The organism is Salegentibacter flavus, from assembly GCF_900115145.1.
Taxonomy (GTDB): domain Bacteria; phylum Bacteroidota; class Bacteroidia; order Flavobacteriales; family Flavobacteriaceae; genus Salegentibacter; species Salegentibacter flavus.
Genome location: NZ_FOVL01000005.1, coordinates 52,618 through 71,642, shown reverse-complemented (window position 1 = coordinate 71,642; position 19,025 = coordinate 52,618). Strand labels below are relative to the sequence as shown.

Here is a 19,025-nt window from a genome sequence, read left to right as displayed (position 1 = left end):
TGCAAAGTTATGAATACTCCTTATAGCGAAAAAAGAATACTTAGTAAAGTCGTGTTTTTGTGATGTTCTTTTGTAGTTTTTCCGAAAGTTCCAAAAGCCAGTTTAATTGATTGATAACCAAATGTGCTTCCCGGAGTTGCTCCTGGAGATTTTCACCTGCTTGAGAATTTCTATCTTCTATTCGAGCTTCACTCCTCTGCAATAAGTTTTCGAAATTACTGTTTAGGGCTTTCCCTGCTCTAAGGGTATTTTCCTGATCGGGTAGCCTTTTTATTTCTTGTTCAGAAAGGACATTTTTAGTATTCCTTAAATTTTGAAGCGTGTGTTGTACCAAGATATCAAAGTGCACTGAAGCACTGGTAGTTTTATGGTTCCTGATGTATGTTCCCAGGGAGGCCAGAGCTGCCAGAAAAGTTTGATTGATCCCTATGATCTCATAAACACCACTTATTTCTTTCTGTTTGGATCTTGGCTCCTGAGTCATCCGTTGAAAGGCTATATTAAGGTTTCCGGTTTCAAGGAAAGCATTCTTTCTGGCAAGCTTATAGGAAACCGGCAAGTCTCCTTTAACCTTATAAAACCTCGCTATTTCTTCAAGATAAATTTTATTGGCCTCAATGCTTTTCAGCATAACATTTTTAATCCCTTTAACTTCCCAGGCCGGCCATAACACCAGGTTACCCAACGCAGCAAGGCCAGCACCTACCAGAGTATCAATAATCCTATACTGAATTACATTGTAAACATCTGGTTGTAATAAAGAATAAATAAAAACTATACTTAATGTGATAAATACCGCCGCCGTTTTGTAATTTCTCTGAACCAGGGAAAAAGCCAGGGTTAGAGAAAGCAAGCCCAAAATAGCATAAACGATCTGGTTCTTTACAAAAAAGACGATCCCAATAGCAATAGCACCTCCTATAAGCGTACCAATAATCCTTTGTTTTGAGCGTTCTTTCGTAAGGCCGTAATTGGGCCTCATTATTACAATAATAGTTAAGAGAATCCAGTAGGCATTATCCAGGGAGAAATAAGCTCCAATTGAAAATCCTACCACCACCACCACTGCCAGTCGTAAAGAATGTCTGAAAATCGTAGAATCTAAATTTAAATTTTCAAGCAATATTTTGGGATCGTAATCCTGTGGCGTAATGAATTTCAGAACCTCATTTTTCTTCGGAAAAACCCTTTTTCTGTCTTCCAGGTTATACAGAATCCTGACAATAGTATTTATTTTTTGAGCTTGCCTCTCCAGGTAATCAAAAAGATTCTGAAGCAGGAACATATGCTCTTTAATGTCATTAGAATCAAGGTTTTTTCTGAAAGCACTAAACCCGGTTTCAATTTTCTCAAGATTATCCCGGATTTCCTTTTGGGTATAATTAGAATTTTTCTGAAGCGAGATAGCGATTTCGTCTAACTGAAGCGCCAGACTATCCACAAGTGAACTTAACTTTTGTGGCATCTTCGATTTTTTCCCGAAAACTTCCTCCATTTTATCATAATCTACCGGATTAGCAATAGCCAGTTCCAGTATATCCACCAGTTCAATAAATATGAGCAGCCTTTTCCGGGCATAATTAGAATTCCCGAAATTTAATCTGGACCTTATAAGGGTATCCCTTAAACTTTCGTGTTTCTCATTTAGTTCCCCTTGTATCCTGAAGAGTTCTTTTTTCAGGCTTTCTCTTTTTTCGGTTTCGGTTAATAATTGCGCACGAGTTTTTAAATACAGGCCAGTAAGCTCCAACGCTTGAGCCAAAAGTTGTTCAGTAGCTCTTTTTGGATTTAGATAATGCCAGAAGACACTTAATAATAAATACCATAAGCCGCCTAAAACTATTAATAGTGCACGTTCCCAAATTTCAAGGGCAGTAGAAATGTTGGCGAAACTTAACACTATGGCAAACAATCCCGAAAAAGCAACAAGGGAAGCCCTGAAACCAAAAACCGCCAGATATGCGATTCCAAAAACCAAAAGGGCCAAAACCGGCAATAATATCCATATTTTCACTGAAGCATAACCAAAAAATAGCGAAACCATACCGGCCAGAATTGCTGCCAGAAATACACCGATAATCTTATGGCTAAAACTTCCCTGAATATCGCTGGGAGAACTCAGCAGAGCTCCTATAGCCAGGGCTACACCAATTTCATAATTACCCAGATAACTAAAAACAGCAATGGGTAAACTTATTGCAATACTCAGTATCACCGCCTTGGAAAAGTCCGGACTGCGGAAAAACTTGAGAAGATCTTCAAAATAGTTCTTTATTCTATTCAAGCTAGCGTTGATTTTCGAGGCAAAAGTACAAGCAATTTAAAACTTAAGAGGTATCATTTCATTTGATTTAACTAATGGAATTTTTAAGTATTAATTAGCAATAAAAGCTTGCTCAAATCTCATATTGGCATTAAATTAATCCTTTACGTTTAATTACCGCACCTATGAATAAAACAATACTTCTGAAATCCAGACCAAAAGGCACGCCCAGCCTGAAAAATTTTGAAATAACTGATGATCAAAAACCCGAACCGGGAGCTGGGGAATTATTGCTTAAATCTAAATATATCTCTGTAGATCCTTATTTGCGAGGAAGAATGCGCGATGAAGAATCGTATATTTCTCCTTTTGATGTAGGAAAGCCCCTGGAATCAATGATTGTTGCTGAAGTTGTAAAATCCAATAGTCCCAATTTTAAGGAAGGAGAATTTGTAAGCGGAATGCTTCAATGGAAGGAGTTTCAAATTTCCCAGGGAAAAGGACTTAATAAAATAAATAAGGAAAAGGCACCGCTTTCAGCATATTTAGGGATTCTTGGCTTAACAGGGCTTACTGCTTACATTGCCCTGGATAAAATAGCTGACCTAAAACCAGGAGAAACAATGGTAGTTTCCGGTGCTGCGGGGGCTGTTGGAAGCGTGGCAGGACAGATCGGAAAAATCAAAGGATGTAAAGTGATAGGAATCGCTGGTAGCGATGAAAAAATCAAACAGATTACAGACAAATTCGGATTTGATGGGGGAATTAATTATAAAACCACTTCAAATATGAAAAAGGCTCTGGCAGAAAAATGTCCCGATGGTATAGATGTTTATTATGATAATGTTGGAGGTGAAATCCTGGATGCTGTAATGCAAAATATAAATGACTTTGCCCGTATTATCAATTGTGGGGCGATTTCACTTTACAACAAAGAAGAAATGCCCACCGGTCCAAGGGTAGAAGGTATTCTCATAAAGAAAAGTGCCTTAATGCAAGGGTTTCTGGTAAGAAATCACGTCAAGGATTTTGGCCCGGCTATTAATCAACTCGCAACTTGGTTGGGAGAAGGAAAGTTGAAGTATGAGGAAACAATAAAAAAAGGGTTTGAAAATACACCCCAGGCCTTCCTGGATCTTTTTGAAGGCAAGAAAAAGGGTAAAATGATCGTAGAAGTCTAATTCCAGATAGAATTTCCCTTCATTTTCCTCCATTCTGTCTTGTCATCTGATTTAATAAGAAGAGTGTTATTTTTCACCTCAAAAATTATTACTCCGGATCGAACCTCAAAATTTGGTTCCATAGAAATAATGATTTTTTTGTTTACCACTTCATAGGTGCCTCTCCAAATGACATCGGTTAGCATAATCTCTACTTCATTGTTTTTTAAAAAATCGACTTGTTGATGGCAATTGATGAAAAAGTCCGGGGGTTGGGCTTCCAAACATTCTTCTTCAGAATTGAAAAATAACCTAACATAGGATTTATCATCAAATTGCTTCTCCTGTCCCGGTGCCGACAATTTATTGCAAGAAGTAAGAGATAACAATAAAATTAATGCGATATAAGTAATTTTCTCCTTCATAAGCCCCACAGATTAAAAGTATAAGTTAGTGAATTTGAAGGGAATATATGGTTTTCTAATTATAATTTATTGTAAAATAATCTTGTCTTTAAAAGGGAGGAAATTCAATAAGATTTAAGAAAAAAGCAGCTCGAATCTCGAACTGCTTTAAGATTTTTTTTTGAGTAATTATTTATTTTTTTGGAGGTTGCGAAGGGCGCACCTCTATTTTACTAGGCAGCGTCCTGGGGTTGATTTTTAAAAGATCTACCACCAATTCTCCTATATCCTGGGGTTGTATCTTCCAGGCATCTTCTTCAGTTGGCGTATGGTCGTTAAAATAGGTTGCTACAGAACCCGGCATTATAGTACTCACTTTAATACCCTTATCTCTAAGATCCAACATCACCGCCTGGGTAAATCCTGTTACCCCAAATTTACTCGCATTATAAGCCGCACCGCCGGAGAAAAAATTGGTTCCTGCAAGACTGGATATTGTTATCACATAACCTTTAGACTTTTTCAAAGGTTCCAGGGAAGATTTAATACTGTAAAACACCCCACTTAAATTAGTATCTAAAGTTTCCTGCCATTGTTTAACTGAGAGTTCATCGATATTTCCAAAATGACCGATCCCGGCGTTGGCAATAAGCACATCCATCTGGCCCCATTCCTGGATTAATGAATCCACCGCCTTCTGCTGACTTTCATAATCGCGTACATCGGCTTCCAGGGGCATAACTTTGTCCTTACTGCCTAACTTAGCAGCAGCATTTTTGGCATTTTCCATGGAACGGCTTGTTATGGCTACCCTCATCCCTAAATCCAGGAGCGATTTAGCCACGCCAAAACCTATTCCTTTACTTCCACCGGTTATAAACGCTACTTTGTTTTCTAATGATTTCATTTTCAATTTTTTATTAATATTTTATTTTAAAGCTACTAAAGATTGCAGTTTCACTAAAATATAAGAGACTAAGATATTGTTAATTTTAAGGCTAAAAAGCGGCAATAATTCTGTGTTAAAATGTTTCAGAAAAGACTGAAAGAAGTAACTTTGCAAAAAATAATAGCCGCAGAGGGGTATTAGAAAAGTTTAATCAGAATAAAATCTTTCTTTTGAAAAATATAAAGGCACAGCAGTTACTCAATAAAATTCAACGTGATCTTATGCGCAATGGTATTATCATCAATACCCTCGTAAACGATCTCAAAAAGCTAAGAACCATTATTGTTGACGAAGAAGAAAACCCGCTGCTTGCAAAGGCATTAAGGTTAAGCTATGAGCATATTGAGAAATTTGAAGGCTTTGAAATTGCTATTCCCGATGATGAACCGGTGGAAGAAGGTGAGGATACGCCTGAAAACATTGCTGCAACCGGGCAGGAAAGCCTTGACTATCTTTTGTCTTTAATGGCAGACCCTGAGAATAAGGTCAATAAAATAGAATTAAGAGAGTATGTAAATGCTCTAAATACTTATGCAGAAGAAAATTGATTCATTAAACTTCTCTTTGGGTCCGAAATTTGAAACAGCTGCGCTTTTATTGGTGCCCTTACCACCAAAGAATGCTAAAACACTTTTTCTAAATGAAAAAAGAAGCGAAATCTAAAAAAAAGAAGTCGCGCATACGTTTATTGCACCAGTATTATAGCTATACAGGTTTCTACAAATTTGTATGGCGCAGCGTAAAAAAGGCGATAATACCCATAGTATTATTTCTTGCTGCTATATTCGCATTAGACAGATACGTTCTGGATATTGACCAAATGTTGATTACGGTTACCGAAACCTATTCTCCATTGGGTATCTTAGGCGTTTTCTTTCTTTCTGAATCTATTTTAGGTTTAATTCCCCCTGAACTGTTTATCGCCTGGTCTGGAAAATCCTCCAGCCCCATACTTTACCTTTCTTTACTCGCCCTTGCCTCCTATTTTGGAGGAATTATCTCTTATTATATTGGTAGAGCTATCACAAAAATACCTGCGGTACATGAGGATATAGAAGTAAAAATGGCCGATCATATTAAAAACACCCGGAAATGGGGTGGTTTTTTAATTATTGTAGGAGCCTTGTTGCCTATTCCTTTTGCTATGACCAGTATCGCAGCAGGAATAATTAAATTTCCCTTCCCTAGCTTTTTAATGTTTGGGCTTCTACGTTTTGTACGCTTTTATCTTTATGCCCTGGTCATTTTTGAAATGGTTTAAACCTTATTTTCCTCTTATAATTTATCTTAGTATCGCGGGATATGCAAACTACTTAATACAGGAGTATCTTCCCAATCCGGTTCTGGTCAAGGTGGAATGTTATCCTCATTTTTAACAGGTGATGCCGGGGTTTATATTTTCACAGCTATAGGAATAGACCTGGTGGCAACCAGTTTCTTTCAGTTTAAAAAAGCATTTTATAAAGATTTCCTGAAGAAATTTGATTATGAATCTATCTCAAAAGAAAAACGTAGAAAAACTATAAAAAATACAGGGTACCTCGGCCTAATCGCCCGGGGGATTATCTTTGCTATTCTTGCTTATTTCTTTATCAGGGCAGCGGTAGAGCATAGTACTTCAGACATAAAAAGCACTCCAGATGCGTTCGTTTTTTTACAGGAATCTCCAATGGGTTCGTGGTTAATGGGAATTGTGGCCGCGGGAATGGTTTGCTATTCGATCTATGTCTTTATGATGGTGAAATACAGGAAATTCAGAACTTAAGTTGCTGTTAAACTATCGCAATTCCATCTTAAAGGAGGAATATTATTCTTTGAGATTATTTATCTTCAATATTACTTATCAATTAAAACTTCGATTATGTCTTTATTAACTATAATATTGAATATTCTTTTACCACCACTGGCAGTCTTTTTAAAACACGGCCTAAGTGGAACATTCGTTATAAGTTTAATACTTACTGCCCTGGGGTGGCTTCCAGGTGTAATTCACGCTTTTCTTGTAAATGGAACGAAATAAAGGAAAAACTTCAGAAAACAAAATGCCCCGATCCAAAAAGATCGGGGCATTTTTTTAGAATAAATATTTTTAATTTTCTGTTTCGGCTCTTCTTTTGACTTCCTTTTGCCAATCCCAGGCACTTTTTAAAGCCTCGTCAAGACTGAGGTTTGCTTTCCAGTGGAGTACCTTATTTGCTTTGGTTGTATCTGCATAGGCAGCGGTGATATCACCCTCTCTCCTATTGGCAATTGTATAAGGCAACTTTTCGCCGCTAACTTTCTCAAAACTCTGAATTACTTCTAAAACTGAATTTCCCCTCCCCGTCCCAAGGTTAAATACTTCATAATTAGCTTCTTCCTTATTTTCCATAAGCCGTTCTAAAGCCACAACATGTGCCCGAGCAAGATCCATTACGTGAATATAATCCCTGATGCAGGTCCCATCTGGTGTTGAGTAATCATCTCCAAAAACCGATAATTCTTCGCGCTCACCAATAGCCGTTTGCGTGATATACGGGATAAGATTCTGGGGAGTTCCTATTGGAAGTTCTCCAATCTCTGCACTGGGATGTGCTCCAATAGGATTGAAATAACGCAGGGAAATTGCCCTAAATCCAGGATTTGCCTTACAGGTATCTGCAATTATCTCCTCTCCTATCTGTTTGGTGTTACCGTAGGGCGATTCGGCTTTTTTCACGGGAGCATCCTCGGTAATTGGCAACTCTTCGGCCTGCCCGTAAACGGTACAGGATGAACTGAAAATAAAGCCGGGTTTTTCTTTCTTATTGAGTTCCTTTAGCAAATAGATCAGGCTTGCAAGGTTATTTTCGTAATATAGAAGAGGATTTATTACACTCTCGCCTACTGCTTTAGAAGCCGCAAAATGTATCACCCCATCAATGTCGGGATGTTTTTCAAAAAACTCCTTTACTCTGCCCTTATCCCTGAGATCAAAATTCTCAAAAACCGGGGTTTTCTGACTTATTTTAGTAATTCCCCCCAATACATCGATACTGGTATTGGATAAATTATCTATGATTACTACATCAAAGCCTTTTTCCTGCAGGGCCACTACGGTATGCGATCCTATAAATCCGAGGCCACCTGTGACCAATATTTTAGAGTTCATTTAATATTATTTGTTAGTGATGCAAATTAAGAAAAATGTTAAACAAGCACCCGTTAACAAAACGCTAATTTGATTTTAGCTATGCTTTGCACTTTCTAAAAATAGAGTGCTACTCTCTGCATAAATCTCGCATAAAAACTATATTTGCACTGTTTAATTTATATACTTTGGAAAAGAAAAAGAAAATTTTTAAATGGGTGAGCTTTTTAGAAGGACTGTCCTTTCTATTATTGTTATTTATAGCAATGCCTTTAAAATATATGTTGGATAAACCTGCCATGGTTGAAAATATTGGTATGGCACATGGGCTACTTTTTATTGCATATGTTTTAGGTGCTATTTATCTTTTTAAACCAATGAATTGGAACTTCAAGGAACTTTCTATAATTCTAGCGTGCTCTTTGGTTCCTTTCGGCCCCTTCTATGTTGAAAGAAAATATTTATAGATATGGAATTTGATGGGTGGTTAAAAAACCTGGTTTGCCTTGTTGAAGATATGCTTATAGACAATGGTCTGGATCCCATAGCAGCCCAGTATATCAATTTAACGATCAATATTCTGGTCCTGATCTTCCTTATTATGGGGGTGAATTACCTCATAAAGACCTTCGTGATAGAGGCCTTCAAGGCATTTACCAATAAAACCAAAACCACTTTTGATGATTTTCTTATCAAAACCAAATTCCCAAAATATATTGGGCGAATAGTTCCACTGCTTATCCTGTACTATTTAGTGCCATTTATATTTAATGACTTCCCCCTGGTAATTAAGATTTTTGATTTCGTTTTCAATATTTATGTCATTATCCTGGTAGTTTGGATCTTCCGAAGTTTCATGCGAACTCTGAAAGCTTATCTAAAAACCCAGGAATCATTTAGAGATAAGCCTGTTGAAAGCTATATTCAGGTGGTTATGATCGTGGTTTGGATTATCGCCCTCCTTTTTATATTTGCTGAAATCACCGGGGAATCTGTAGTGAAATTCATAATTTCTCTTGGGGCGGCTTCAGCCATATTACTACTGGTTTTTAAAGATACCATTTTAGGTTTTGTAGCTTCTATACAGGTAACTGTAAATGATATAGTTAGAATTGGCGATTGGATCACTTTCAGCAAATATGGAGCTGATGGAACTGTTACCGAGATCAATCTTTCAACTGTGAGGGTGCAGAACTTTGACAATACTTTCACAACAATTCCAACTTACAGCCTGATCTCGGATTCTTTTCAGAACTGGCGGGGAATGCAGGAATCTCCCGGAAGAAGAATTAAAAGGGCTATCTTTATTAAGCAGAATTCAGTAAAATTCATGACCGATGCTGATCTGGAAAAACTCAAAAAGATCCAGCTTATAGCACCATATCTGGAGACTCGTCAAAATGAAATCAATTCCTATAACGATTCTCAAAAAATTGACCGCTCCTTGCCTATTAATGGACGAAACCAGACCAACCTGGGTATCTTCAGGAAATATGTGGATACCTATCTCCAAAACCATTCTGCGGTGCATAAAGAACTCTATATTATTGTGAGACACCTTGCACCTACTCCCCAGGGTATTCCGGTGGAAATTCTTTGTTTTAGCCGTGACAAACGCTGGGAAAATTTTGAATATATCTCCGCCGATATCTTCGATCACATAATTGCCGCGGTCCCTTATTTTGGTCTTCAGCTTTTTGAATCTCCATCGGGTGACGATATCAATAAGTATTTACACCAGCTGTCTGAATCTTCCAAAGATTAAATCTGCTATATTTAACGGATGAGATTAAAAACCTTTCTACAGATCTTTGGTGCCATTGCTGTTCTTTTAACATTAATCCCATTGGTCGCAGCCGATTTCTGGTGGATAAGAGTATTTGATTATCTGCATATCCAGTTAACATTATTAACACTAACCGCTATTGCGGCCTATTTCATCCGGTTTGATATAAAATGGGTTCAGGACTATGTTTTTATGGGAATCCTGCTGACTTGTTTTGTTTTTCAGTTCGGGAAGATCTATCCCTACACTCCCTTCTCTACCTATGAAATTGGAGAAAGCAAAAATCCAGAAGCTCCTCAAATTCGCCTTTTTACAGCAAATGTGCTTCAGAAGAATGAAAAACACGAGAAACTGGTAAGGGAAATAAATCGTTTCGATCCGGATGTAATGGTATTTACAGAAACCAATACCCGCTGGAAAAATGAAATTTCAAAAAATCTAGATGAGTCCTATCGTTATAAAGTAGAGGTTCCTTTAGAGAACACCTATGGAATGCTGCTGTATTCTAAATTTGAACTTATCGACCCACAGGTGCGATACCTGGTTGACGACAGTATTCCTTCAATTCACACCCGAATAAAACTTCCGGAAGGTAATTTGATTCAGCTTTATGCCATTCATCCAACTCCCCCAATGCCACAGCATAACCCCAGCTCCTCAGACCGTGATGCCGAAATGATGAAAATCGCAAAAATGAGTTTGGAACGGGAACTTCCGGTAGTCGTAATCGGAGATTTTAATGATGTTGCCTGGTCTGAAACCACTTCACTCTTTCAAAGCGTCGGTAAGCTATTAGATGTAAGGGTTGGCCGTGGTTTTTACAATACTTACAATGCTAAGAATTTAATTATGAGATGGCCATTGGACTATATCTATACTTCTGAAGAATTCAGGCTTAAAGAAATTAAACTCGGAGAGGACACCGGCTCTGATCATTTTCCCCTCTTCGCCACCTTAAGTCTTGAACTAGAGAAGGTTAAAGAGCAGGAAGCTGAAGCGCCCAATGAAAATCAATTGGAAAGAGCTAAGGAGCAAATAAAGGAAGAGGAAGAAGAAAACCTTGAAAAAGCTAAAGAAGCTGAAGAAGAAGAAGAAGAAGAAGAAGACTAATCTTTTTGATTAAGCCTGTCTTTTACAAATTCTATCTTTGTTTTTCCATGTGGAGCTGGCTTGCCATCTTTATCAAGAGTGACCATAATTATTTTTTCAATGGTAATAATAACTGCTCTGGTCATTTTATTCCTTACCTCGCATCGTAAACTCAAAGAAGAATTCCCAAATTTCAAGACATCAATTCCTATTTCTATAATATCGCCCTGATGGGCAGAATTTTGAAAATTGATCTCGCTAATATATTTGGTTACAGTTCGGGGATTCTCCAACTGAATGATACTGTAAAGAGCACATTCTTCATCGATCCATTCTAAAAGTCTACCTCCAAACAGTGTTCCGTTGGGGTTTAAGTCCTGGGGCTTTACCCATTTTCTGGTATGAAATCTCATTTTTTATTTTAAAAGTAATAAACAAAACCCCGGCTGAAAAAATCTCCTTTCATTTTTACGAAATTCGATGATTCCCCCGAGGCAAAATCAGAAAATTTAATTTTTTTCGTGGATTTAATTTTAGATACGCACTACAAATAATTTTCAGCCGCTTTAATTATTTCAATATGATCAAAGGCCAGATCGGGAAGCTCGTCAAGTTTAAACCATTTGGCTTCTACCGCATCATCACCGGCTACCAGATTTTCTTCGCAGTCTATCCAGCATAAAAAAGCTATAGAAATTGTGCGTCCGCGCGGGTCTCTCCCCGGTGTTCCAAAAGCTCTAACCTGCTCTATGGTTCTAACCTTTATTCCGGTTTCTTCAGCAAATTCACGTTTCGCCGCATTTTCGAGATTTTCATTTTCATCAACAAAACCGCCGGGAATTGCCCACTGTCCCTTGAAAGGATCATTTTTTCGTTTGATTAATAAGACATTTATTTTATTATTTGAATTGCAAAAAGCAACTATATCTACTGTTACAGCTATCTCCTGTTTCATAATTTTTATTTAAAATATACAGTTTTACGATTAACAAATTCTCTAATTCCGTGTTCTGACAATTCCCTTCCATAACCGGAACTTTTGGTACCGCCAAAGGGCAAACGTGGATCGCTTTTTACCAGGTCATTAATAAAAACGGCCCCATCCTCAAACTGAGGGATAATTTTCCTCGCGAAATCCAGGTCTTCGGTAAATATCGATACGCCCAACCCGAATTTGGAATGGTTGACCAATTCAATAGCCTCTTTTTCATCTTTAAAAGTCGTCACCCCTATTACGGGGCCAAAAGTTTCTTCCTCAAAAACGGGCATCCCGGGTTTGACATTTATTAAAATACTCGGTTCATAATAAGCCGAATCCCGGTTTCCACCTAAAATAATCTCCGCGCCCATATCCAATGATTTCTGCACCTGCTCTTCAATATCTTTTGCCAGATCCTCACGTGCAAGCACCCCGATAAAGGTCTCCTCATTCATTGGATCCCCACTTTTAAGTTCCCGAACCTGTTTTGTAAATTCTTCCAGAAAATCTTCAGCTATATTTTTGTGAAGTAAAAGGCGTTTCCCGGCAATACAGCTCTGACCCGTATTCTGAAATCTCGCCATCACACAGGTTTTTACGGTTTCAGTAAGCTTAGTATCCTCAAAGACAACGAGTGCATTACTACCACCCAGTTCCAGAACTGTTTTCTTGATCTCTTCCCCTGCTACAGATGCTACAGCACTTCCGGCGGGATTACTCCCGGTAAGCGTAACTGCTTTTACTCTTGAATCTCTGATTATAGCTTCTACCTTATCACTGCCAATTACCAGACTCTGAAAACAATCTTGTGGAAAACCCGCTCTTTCAAAAGCCTTCTGAATATTCGCGGCAGATTTCATCACATTGCTGGCGTGTTTAAGCACAGCGATATTTCCAGCCATTAATGCCGGAGCAGCAAACCTGAATACTTGCCAGAACGGATAATTCCAGGGCATTACGGCCAGAATTATACCAAGAGGCTCAAAACTTACGTAGGATTCTGAAGCATCTGTTTTTATAATTTCGTTTGAAAGCTGTTTTTCAGCGTTTTCAGCATAATACTCACAAACCCAAGCACATTTTTCAATTTCGGCGATACTCTGAGAAATGGGCTTTCCCATCTCCAGACTTATATCTGTGGCATATTCCCTGGAATTCTGTTTAAGTTCTTTAGCCAGGGCTTGCAGAAGCTCTGCCCGCTCATTAAAGCTTGTAGATTTCCAGGAATGAAATCTTTTTTCAGCATTAACCAGAGCATGCTCTATATCTTTTTTGGTAAATTCTTTTATTTTGGAGATCTCTTCTCCGGAGTAGGGATTTTTGGAAATTATCATCTTAAATAGTTAGTATTATAGAGTAGATTCAATTAAAGATAAAAAGAAGTTAGCGGCCTTCTGGGGCGATTAAGAGGATTTTAACGGAAATCTCGGTGTTTATAAGTGGTTTACAAGTCTTTTAAGAATATATAAAAATCAACCTGTTAATTACTTAAATTTAAGAAACTCTATTAGTTATGAACCTACGAGATCTACAAGTGGTTGAAATGAGACCCGAAATTGCTTCAGCTAAAGTTTCAGAGAAAATGAGTTCGGATGAGTGTTTTCAAAACCAAACTCTGCGCCCCATTACCAAACTCCAGGAAGACCTTATCCTGGAAGTTTTTAGAAATTACATCGTAAAACATAAAAATTCGTTCTATGAACTAAATCTGGAGAAAAGGCTTGATTATATCGAGAATGCTATCCTTAAAGATATCAAGTTCCGCAACAGTTTAAAAGGGATTATTATAGGTCAGTTTAGCCTTGAAGAATACCGAAAATATATTCTGAATTCCTCTGCGTTGAATAAGCGAATGATGAATATTGTAAAGCAAAACCTCCAGGAAAGGATTCAGTTATTAGAACGCGAGTTGGCGTATTAACAAGCCTAATACAATCGTAATTGCAAAACTCATTAATGTACCAATGAGGACGTATTCGGTTTGTTTACGGGCCCCTGACTCGCTTTTATCGCTAAAACGGAGGATCGATTTTGCTGCGATTAAAAATCCTATGGCCGAAAAGTTATCGGTAAGGATAAATGTAAGCACAAGAATTCTTTCGAAAATACCTATGTAACGCCCAGCCGCTTCAAGACTGTTCTTTTTATGCGCTACTTCTATTTCTTCCTGCCAGCGCTGAGTGGCTTTCCCGATGAGGAATCCTGCCGGAAAAATGATGAGTAAATAGCCAACCAATACGGCAAGAAGATAGGTGTTCGTAAGTAGGTTTTGTAGTATCGATAAAATTTCAATAAATCCTTCTATAAGGTATAACCAGGCCAGGAAAATCATCAGTAAATGAAGAAACTGGTCAAAGAGGAAAATTCTTAAATTATCTTTTCGCTGCTGAAGTTTCCATAGATCAATGAAAAAATGGGTGACTCCAATGAATAATGCGATATACCACAGTTCGAGGTCTTGGAGGAATAACAAACTTAGAAGACCGGCTATAATTGAATGTACATAAAGGAACCAGGATTTTTGCTTCAAACGGCGTTTATGTTTAATAAACCTGGTTGGCTGCAGTATAAAATCGGTCAATACGTGAGCCAGCAACAGCTGAAGTAAAATGATTATCGCTTCGTTCATTCAGAAAAGCTTTTGGAAATTATATTATTGTAACGCTCTAAAAGTGAATTTACCGCTTCCCACCCGGCTGCTTTTTTTCGTTGATTCACCGCCGACTGGCTTATCCCTAATTCTGTGGCTATTTCTTTCTCTTTTAATCCCTTCAGAAGAAAATAAATTACCTCTGCCGAGGCGGTGCTCCATCTATCGGTAATTTCATCTAGAAGAAAAAGACTCGCATCAAACTCCCCGTTTATTGTTTCACTTGGAGTTTTTAAACGGGTTTTACGGCCTTCATATTTCATTTCATCCAAAGATCTCCCTGAAAATTGAAAAGCCTGACCATTGGATTCCTCGATGGTTTTGCCCTGGAAATCCAGGCTACCAATACCAATGGCTATTCTAAGATCGGCCTCCCTGGATTTCCCTTTTTTTGTTGTAGAGATGCTTAATATGGCTGTTTTGAGTTGTAGCATTACAGTCAAGGCCTCTTCAGGATGTTGAAGTACTCCCTGAAAGCTATCGCCACGATATATACTAAAATCAGAAGAAGGGTATTTCTTTTTTACATCTGAAAACTCCTCCTTTAAAACAGCCATAACACGGCCCATCAGGGTTTCCGAATAATTTGTAGAATTTATTAGATCTGCTGTTAAGACTGCTATCATAATACAAATATACAATATATTAGTATATAACCTTATAATATATAAATATAAGTCTATTACCTTATTTTTTATGTTTTTAAGTTATTAAGCTTATGAGCACTAAAATATTGAAGGATATTCTGATATTAAATTTTTGCTAAATGTTCTTTCAGGGAAATTCCGATACTTAATTTTAAAAGAACCAAAAAAAGTAAAAAAATGGTAATTAATAAAAAAGAAATTTACTACAAGAGCCTTGAAGCTGTAAACCGCAGAATTGAAAAATATGAGAAGGAAATGGATATGATCAAGGAATCAATGGAGGCAAATGATGTAAAAACCGATTACGACGAAGATAATAAAGGCCAATTACTGGGAGATTTTGAAAAATATGCCGAATATCTTAATCAGGCCCAGGAAATGAAAGAAAAACTGGCTAATATAGATCTGGAGCATTACAGTGAAACCGTTAATTTTGGTAGTGTGGTAGAAACAGATAAGGATTTATATTTCGTGGCTGTTCCCATAGGAGAAATTGAATTTGAAGATGGCAGCAAGGTTTATTCTATTTCAACTGAAGCTCCTATTTATGAGGTAATGAGGGATAAAAAAGCCGGAGACAGCTTCAGTTTTAATGACAAGGAAAGAAAGATAAAAAAGGTGCATTAAATGCGACCTTTTTTATTCTGGATATTCCACCCGTAGATGATATATGTTTTTAAGCTTTCGTTTAAGAATCTTCTTGATAAGTTGAATTTCTTTGAAGGTAATATTAGCATTGAGAAACTGCCCTTCTTCCATTTGTTTATTTACGATCTTCTCTACGAAATTATCTATAAGTCCCGAAGTAGGTTCTCTAAGGCTCTTACTTGCTGCTTCAACCCCGTCACACATCATTAAAATTGCAGTTTCCTTACTAAATGGAATTGGCCCCGGGTAACGAAAAGCATCTGCCGGGACGTTTTCGTCTTTCTCCTTTGCTTTTTTATAGAAGAAATAAACCGTACTGGTACCGTGATGCGTTCTTATAAAGTCAATCACCCGGTCGGGTAAATTATTCTTTTTGCCTATTTCAATTCCCTTGATCACGTGTTCAATAATAATCTGAGCACTTTCACGCGGATCAAGATCATCATGGGTATTCACATTACTGGTTTGATTCTCGGAAAAATAGGTTGGATTATGCATTTTTCCAATATCGTGATAAAGGGCGCCAACCCGCACGAGCATTGCATTAGCATTGATCTCATTTGCAGCAGCTTCAGCGAGATTGGCAACATTAAGCGAATGGTGAAAAGTTCCCGGTGCCTTTTCAGCCATCTCTTTCAGCAATTTAGAATTGGTGTCTGAAAGTTCCAGCAAGGACATATCTGATACCAATCCAAAGATTTTTTCATAAATATAAATAAGCGGTTGCACAAATAGCGTAGCTAATCCACCCAGTAAAAAAGTGAGAAAAACTTCGGCTTCTATTTCAGCAATACTTCCTTCCTGAATTATCGTAAAAGCAAAGTAACTAATTATATAGACCAGGGTAATCTCTCCAACTGAGATAAACAGGTTTGCCCGTTTATACAATTCAGAAACAGTAAGAATTGTGACGATTCCCGCAATAATTTGAAGGAACATATATTCATAACTATTGGGTACTATAAAGCCAAGAAGAAGTACAGTTACCACATGGGTAAAGAGTCCCAGCCGTGAATCAAAGAAAGCCTTTAAGGTAAGGGGCAAAACTGCCAGGGGAACAACATATACGTAATCTATATTAAACCTTACTACCAAGGTGGTGAGCATCACCATAAACAGGATATTGAAGAAAATGAAAGTGACCTTTACATTATTTTCAAAAATATCATACCTGTATTTTCTTATAAACAGCAGCAACATAAGCAAAGCCAGGGCCACAAGGGTACTGTATCCTACAATAATCCATATGTAACTGCTACCGCTCCAAACCTGGGACTCATATTCGGTTCTTAGGGATCTTAAAATATGGTATTTATTACCCTCAACCACTTCTCCTTTTGCGATAATACGGCTTCCCTGTTCCACATTTCCACGGGTATAAGAAATATTATTCAGTTTGCTTTCGAGCTCCCGCTGAGTAAGTTCATTGTCAAATTCCACATTGGGTTCTACCGAATTGAAGAATACCTCCAGCAGACCATCTGAAAGGGAAGTAAGATTTGAATTTTCGATTTTCTGGGCAAGGACGTCTCTAACCTGGTTTAATTTTAGAATTCTTTTATATGGAATTTCAAAGGCTTCATTCCCCCGGCGCAGATACACCAGCTGATCGGGATCAAGGCGATTACTTTCCTGCAGGATTCCATTTTCGTATAAATCATCGAGACTAGTATTCACAAACTCCTCGATCTGTTTTTGATGAATATTTAAGATGCTATCAGTAAAAACCAACTCGATTTCTGACTGGGCCTGTTCTTTTATTTCAGGTAATTTGGATTCATCAAATTGAAAATAAGGCGTGTTATTTCGGGTGATTTCCTGACGTTCGGCCTGGATTTCCTCTTCTGTCTTCAGAATAGCAAAATCGAAGGGAGCATAAAGATTTTCATATTGCCAGGGCTTACCTTTAGGAATCTCATATTTGAATTTTCCACCCTTGGGTAAGAGGTACACAATTAAAATCGCGGTAAGCGCAAATAAAAATACTTTGTAAAATAAAGCCTGGTTTTTATAAAGGCCATTTACGAATTTTGTCATACAAAAAGTACTATAGCCCAAATGTACTAAAAAATAGGCGTGAATGATGAGCAGTTGGTCAAGTTCCTATTAAAATCACTAAATTCGCATAGAAGGAAAAACTAAAACAAAACATAATATGAAAGAAGTTGTTATTGTAAGTGCCGCACGTACACCTATAGGTAGTTTTCTAGGCAGCCTATCTACGGTTTCGGCCACCAAATTAGGATCTATTGCCATTAAAGGTGCCATGGATAAGATCAAGCTTAAACCAGAATTAGTTGACGAGGTTTTGATGGGAAATGTTGTACAGGCCAATGTTGGCCAGGCTCCTGCCAGACAGGCCGCACTTGGCGCGGGAATTCCCGACACTGTACCTTGCACCACTGTTAATAAAGTATGTGCCAGCGGAATGAAAGCTGTTATGCAGGCAGCACAATCTATTATGCTTGGAGATGCTTCAGTTATCGTTGCCGGTGGAATGGAAAATATGAGTTTAATTCCGCATTATGTACCTATGCGTAAAGGCCAAAAATTTGGGCCTGTCACGATGGTAGACGGTTTACAACGGGATGGCTTAGTAGATGCCTACGATCAAAATGCGATGGGAGTTTGTGGTGACCTTTGTGCTAAAGAACATAATTTCTCCAGGGAAGACCAGGATGATTTTGCCAGACAATCTTACGAGCGCTCTGCAAAAGCCTGGGCCGAAGGAAAATTTGACAATGAAGTTGTTCCTGTAGAAGTACCACAACGCAAAGGAGATCCAATAATAGTAAAAGAAGATGAGGAGTTTAAGAATGTAAGAATGGATAAATTATCCTCACTTAGACCAGCCTTTAGTAAGGATGGAACTGTAACTGCCGCAAATGCCTCTACCATAAATGATGGTGCCGGAGCGATGATTTTAATGAGTCGTGAAAAAGCCGACGAATTAGGATTAAAAATATTGGCAACTATTAAATCTTTTGCTGATGCTGCACAGGAACCAAAATGGTTTACGACCTCGCCAGCCAAGGCTTTACCATTAGCACTTGATAAGGCAGGAATTTCTAAAAATGATGTAGATTATTTTGAATTCAATGAAGCATTCGCTGTTGTAGGTCTTGCTAATATGAAAATATTAGATATAAGTGCTGACAAAACAAATGTTAATGGTGGGGCCGTTTCATTAGGGCATCCATTAGGCTGTAGTGGAGTAAGAATTCTAATTACGCTGCTAAATGTTCTGGAACAGAATAATGCCAAAATTGGCGCAGCAGCCATTTGTAATGGTGGCGGCGGTGCCTCTGCAATGGTTATCGAAAGAAATGCTTAAGACTTAG

The 19,025-nt window shown here is 37.9% G+C and carries 21 protein-coding genes; 11 read left to right on the top strand and 10 right to left on the bottom strand.

All coding sequences use genetic code 11. The features are described 5' to 3' along the window. Positions 1 to 40: 40 nt before the first annotated feature. Positions 41 to 2,284, bottom strand: a complete 2,244-nt coding sequence (locus BM266_RS05675) for an FUSC family membrane protein (RefSeq protein WP_245760389.1) — start codon at positions 2,282 to 2,284, stop codon at positions 41 to 43. Positions 2,285 to 2,448: 164 nt separating this feature from the next. Between BM266_RS05675 and BM266_RS05670 the strand changes: the two genes are divergently transcribed. Continuing rightward, positions 2,449 to 3,444 (top strand): NADP-dependent oxidoreductase, encoded by a 996-nt coding sequence (locus BM266_RS05670; protein WP_093406995.1) that lies wholly within the window; start codon positions 2,449 to 2,451, stop codon positions 3,442 to 3,444. On the opposite strand, the gene BM266_RS05665 is transcribed toward BM266_RS05670, so the two are convergent. After that, a complete protein-coding gene (locus BM266_RS05665) occupies positions 3,441 to 3,848 on the bottom strand; it encodes a hypothetical protein (protein ID WP_093406992.1) in 408 nt (135 codons plus the stop codon). The two genes, BM266_RS05670 and BM266_RS05665, sit on opposite strands and share 4 nt — an antisense overlap. A gap of 172 nt (positions 3,849 to 4,020) precedes the next feature. Continuing rightward, positions 4,021 to 4,734 (bottom strand): SDR family oxidoreductase, encoded by a 714-nt coding sequence (locus BM266_RS05660; protein WP_093406989.1) that lies wholly within the window; start codon positions 4,732 to 4,734, stop codon positions 4,021 to 4,023. 212 nt (positions 4,735 to 4,946) lie between these two features. Here BM266_RS05660 and BM266_RS05655 point away from each other — a divergent pair, with 212 nt between their 5' ends. From BM266_RS05655 to BM266_RS05640, 4 genes are all read left to right on the top strand, one after another. Then, positions 4,947 to 5,324, top strand: coding sequence for a hypothetical protein (locus tag BM266_RS05655; RefSeq protein WP_093406985.1), 378 nt, complete (start codon positions 4,947 to 4,949; stop codon positions 5,322 to 5,324). Positions 5,325 to 5,416: 92 nt separating this feature from the next. Then, positions 5,417 to 6,037 (top strand): YqaA family protein, encoded by a 621-nt coding sequence (locus BM266_RS05650; protein WP_093406982.1) that lies wholly within the window; start codon positions 5,417 to 5,419, stop codon positions 6,035 to 6,037. A gap of 96 nt (positions 6,038 to 6,133) precedes the next feature. Beyond that, positions 6,134 to 6,541, top strand: coding sequence for a DUF1206 domain-containing protein (locus tag BM266_RS05645; RefSeq protein ID WP_093406979.1), 408 nt, complete (start codon positions 6,134 to 6,136; stop codon positions 6,539 to 6,541). A gap of 96 nt (positions 6,542 to 6,637) precedes the next feature. Beyond that, positions 6,638 to 6,796, top strand: coding sequence for a YqaE/Pmp3 family membrane protein (locus BM266_RS05640; protein ID WP_093406977.1), 159 nt, complete (start codon positions 6,638 to 6,640; stop codon positions 6,794 to 6,796). Between the two features lie 69 nt (positions 6,797 to 6,865). Here BM266_RS05640 and galE read toward each other — a convergent pair whose 3' ends face one another. Further along, on the bottom strand, positions 6,866 to 7,906 hold the full coding sequence (gene galE, locus BM266_RS05635; protein ID WP_093406974.1) for a UDP-glucose 4-epimerase GalE: 1,041 nt from the start codon (positions 7,904 to 7,906) through the stop codon (positions 6,866 to 6,868). Between the two features lie 167 nt (positions 7,907 to 8,073). Between galE and BM266_RS05630 the strand changes: the two genes are divergently transcribed. From BM266_RS05630 to BM266_RS05620, 3 genes are read left to right on the top strand one after another with little or no spacing between them, the layout of a single operon-like run. Then, positions 8,074 to 8,352: a DUF3817 domain-containing protein gene (locus BM266_RS05630; RefSeq protein WP_093406972.1), complete on the top strand. Its 279-nt coding sequence runs from the start codon at positions 8,074 to 8,076 to the stop codon at positions 8,350 to 8,352. 2 nt (positions 8,353 to 8,354) lie between these two features. Next, entirely contained in the window at positions 8,355 to 9,650 is a 1,296-nt protein-coding gene (locus tag BM266_RS05625; protein WP_093406969.1) for a mechanosensitive ion channel family protein, read from the top strand. A gap of 18 nt (positions 9,651 to 9,668) precedes the next feature. Beyond that, on the top strand, positions 9,669 to 10,781 hold the full coding sequence (locus BM266_RS05620) for an endonuclease/exonuclease/phosphatase family protein (RefSeq protein ID WP_093406967.1): 1,113 nt from the start codon (positions 9,669 to 9,671) through the stop codon (positions 10,779 to 10,781). Here the strand turns inward: BM266_RS05620 and BM266_RS05615 are convergent. From BM266_RS05615 to BM266_RS05605, 3 genes are all read right to left on the bottom strand, one after another. Beyond that, a complete protein-coding gene (locus BM266_RS05615; RefSeq protein WP_093406965.1) occupies positions 10,778 to 11,173 on the bottom strand; it encodes an acyl-CoA thioesterase in 396 nt (131 codons plus the stop codon). The genes BM266_RS05620 and BM266_RS05615 overlap by 4 nt on opposite strands. Before the next feature lie 131 nt (positions 11,174 to 11,304). Continuing rightward, the gene (locus BM266_RS05610) at positions 11,305 to 11,715 is read right to left on the bottom strand and encodes an NUDIX domain-containing protein (RefSeq protein WP_093406963.1); all 411 of its coding nucleotides are present in this window, start codon (positions 11,713 to 11,715) and stop codon (positions 11,305 to 11,307) included. A 5-nt stretch (positions 11,716 to 11,720) separates the two neighbouring features. Then, positions 11,721 to 13,073: an NAD-dependent succinate-semialdehyde dehydrogenase gene (locus BM266_RS05605; protein WP_093406960.1), complete on the bottom strand. Its 1,353-nt coding sequence runs from the start codon at positions 13,071 to 13,073 to the stop codon at positions 11,721 to 11,723. A gap of 179 nt (positions 13,074 to 13,252) precedes the next feature. Here BM266_RS05605 and BM266_RS05600 point away from each other — a divergent pair, with 179 nt between their 5' ends. After that, the gene (locus tag BM266_RS05600; protein ID WP_093406958.1) at positions 13,253 to 13,660 is read left to right on the top strand and encodes a glyoxalase; all 408 of its coding nucleotides are present in this window, start codon (positions 13,253 to 13,255) and stop codon (positions 13,658 to 13,660) included. Here the strand turns inward: BM266_RS05600 and BM266_RS05595 are convergent. Both BM266_RS05595 and BM266_RS05590 read right to left on the bottom strand, forming a co-directional pair. Further along, positions 13,637 to 14,368, bottom strand: coding sequence for a DUF3307 domain-containing protein (locus BM266_RS05595; protein ID WP_093406955.1), 732 nt, complete (start codon positions 14,366 to 14,368; stop codon positions 13,637 to 13,639). The genes BM266_RS05600 and BM266_RS05595 overlap by 24 nt on opposite strands. Next, positions 14,365 to 15,015: a hypothetical protein gene (locus BM266_RS05590; RefSeq protein WP_093406952.1), complete on the bottom strand. Its 651-nt coding sequence runs from the start codon at positions 15,013 to 15,015 to the stop codon at positions 14,365 to 14,367. Before BM266_RS05590 ends, BM266_RS05595 begins: the two co-directional genes overlap by 4 nt. Positions 15,016 to 15,213: 198 nt before the next feature. Between BM266_RS05590 and BM266_RS05585 the strand changes: the two genes are divergently transcribed. After that, positions 15,214 to 15,663 (top strand): transcription elongation factor, encoded by a 450-nt coding sequence (locus tag BM266_RS05585; RefSeq protein ID WP_093406950.1) that lies wholly within the window; start codon positions 15,214 to 15,216, stop codon positions 15,661 to 15,663. Between the two features lie 12 nt (positions 15,664 to 15,675). Here the strand turns inward: BM266_RS05585 and BM266_RS05580 are convergent, their stop codons facing one another. Beyond that, the gene (locus tag BM266_RS05580; protein ID WP_093406947.1) at positions 15,676 to 17,721 is read right to left on the bottom strand and encodes an HD family phosphohydrolase; all 2,046 of its coding nucleotides are present in this window, start codon (positions 17,719 to 17,721) and stop codon (positions 15,676 to 15,678) included. A gap of 118 nt (positions 17,722 to 17,839) precedes the next feature. Here BM266_RS05580 and BM266_RS05575 point away from each other — a divergent pair, with 118 nt between their 5' ends. Next, a complete protein-coding gene (locus BM266_RS05575; RefSeq protein ID WP_093406946.1) occupies positions 17,840 to 19,018 on the top strand; it encodes an acetyl-CoA C-acyltransferase in 1,179 nt (392 codons plus the stop codon). Positions 19,019 to 19,025 lie beyond the last annotated feature (7 nt).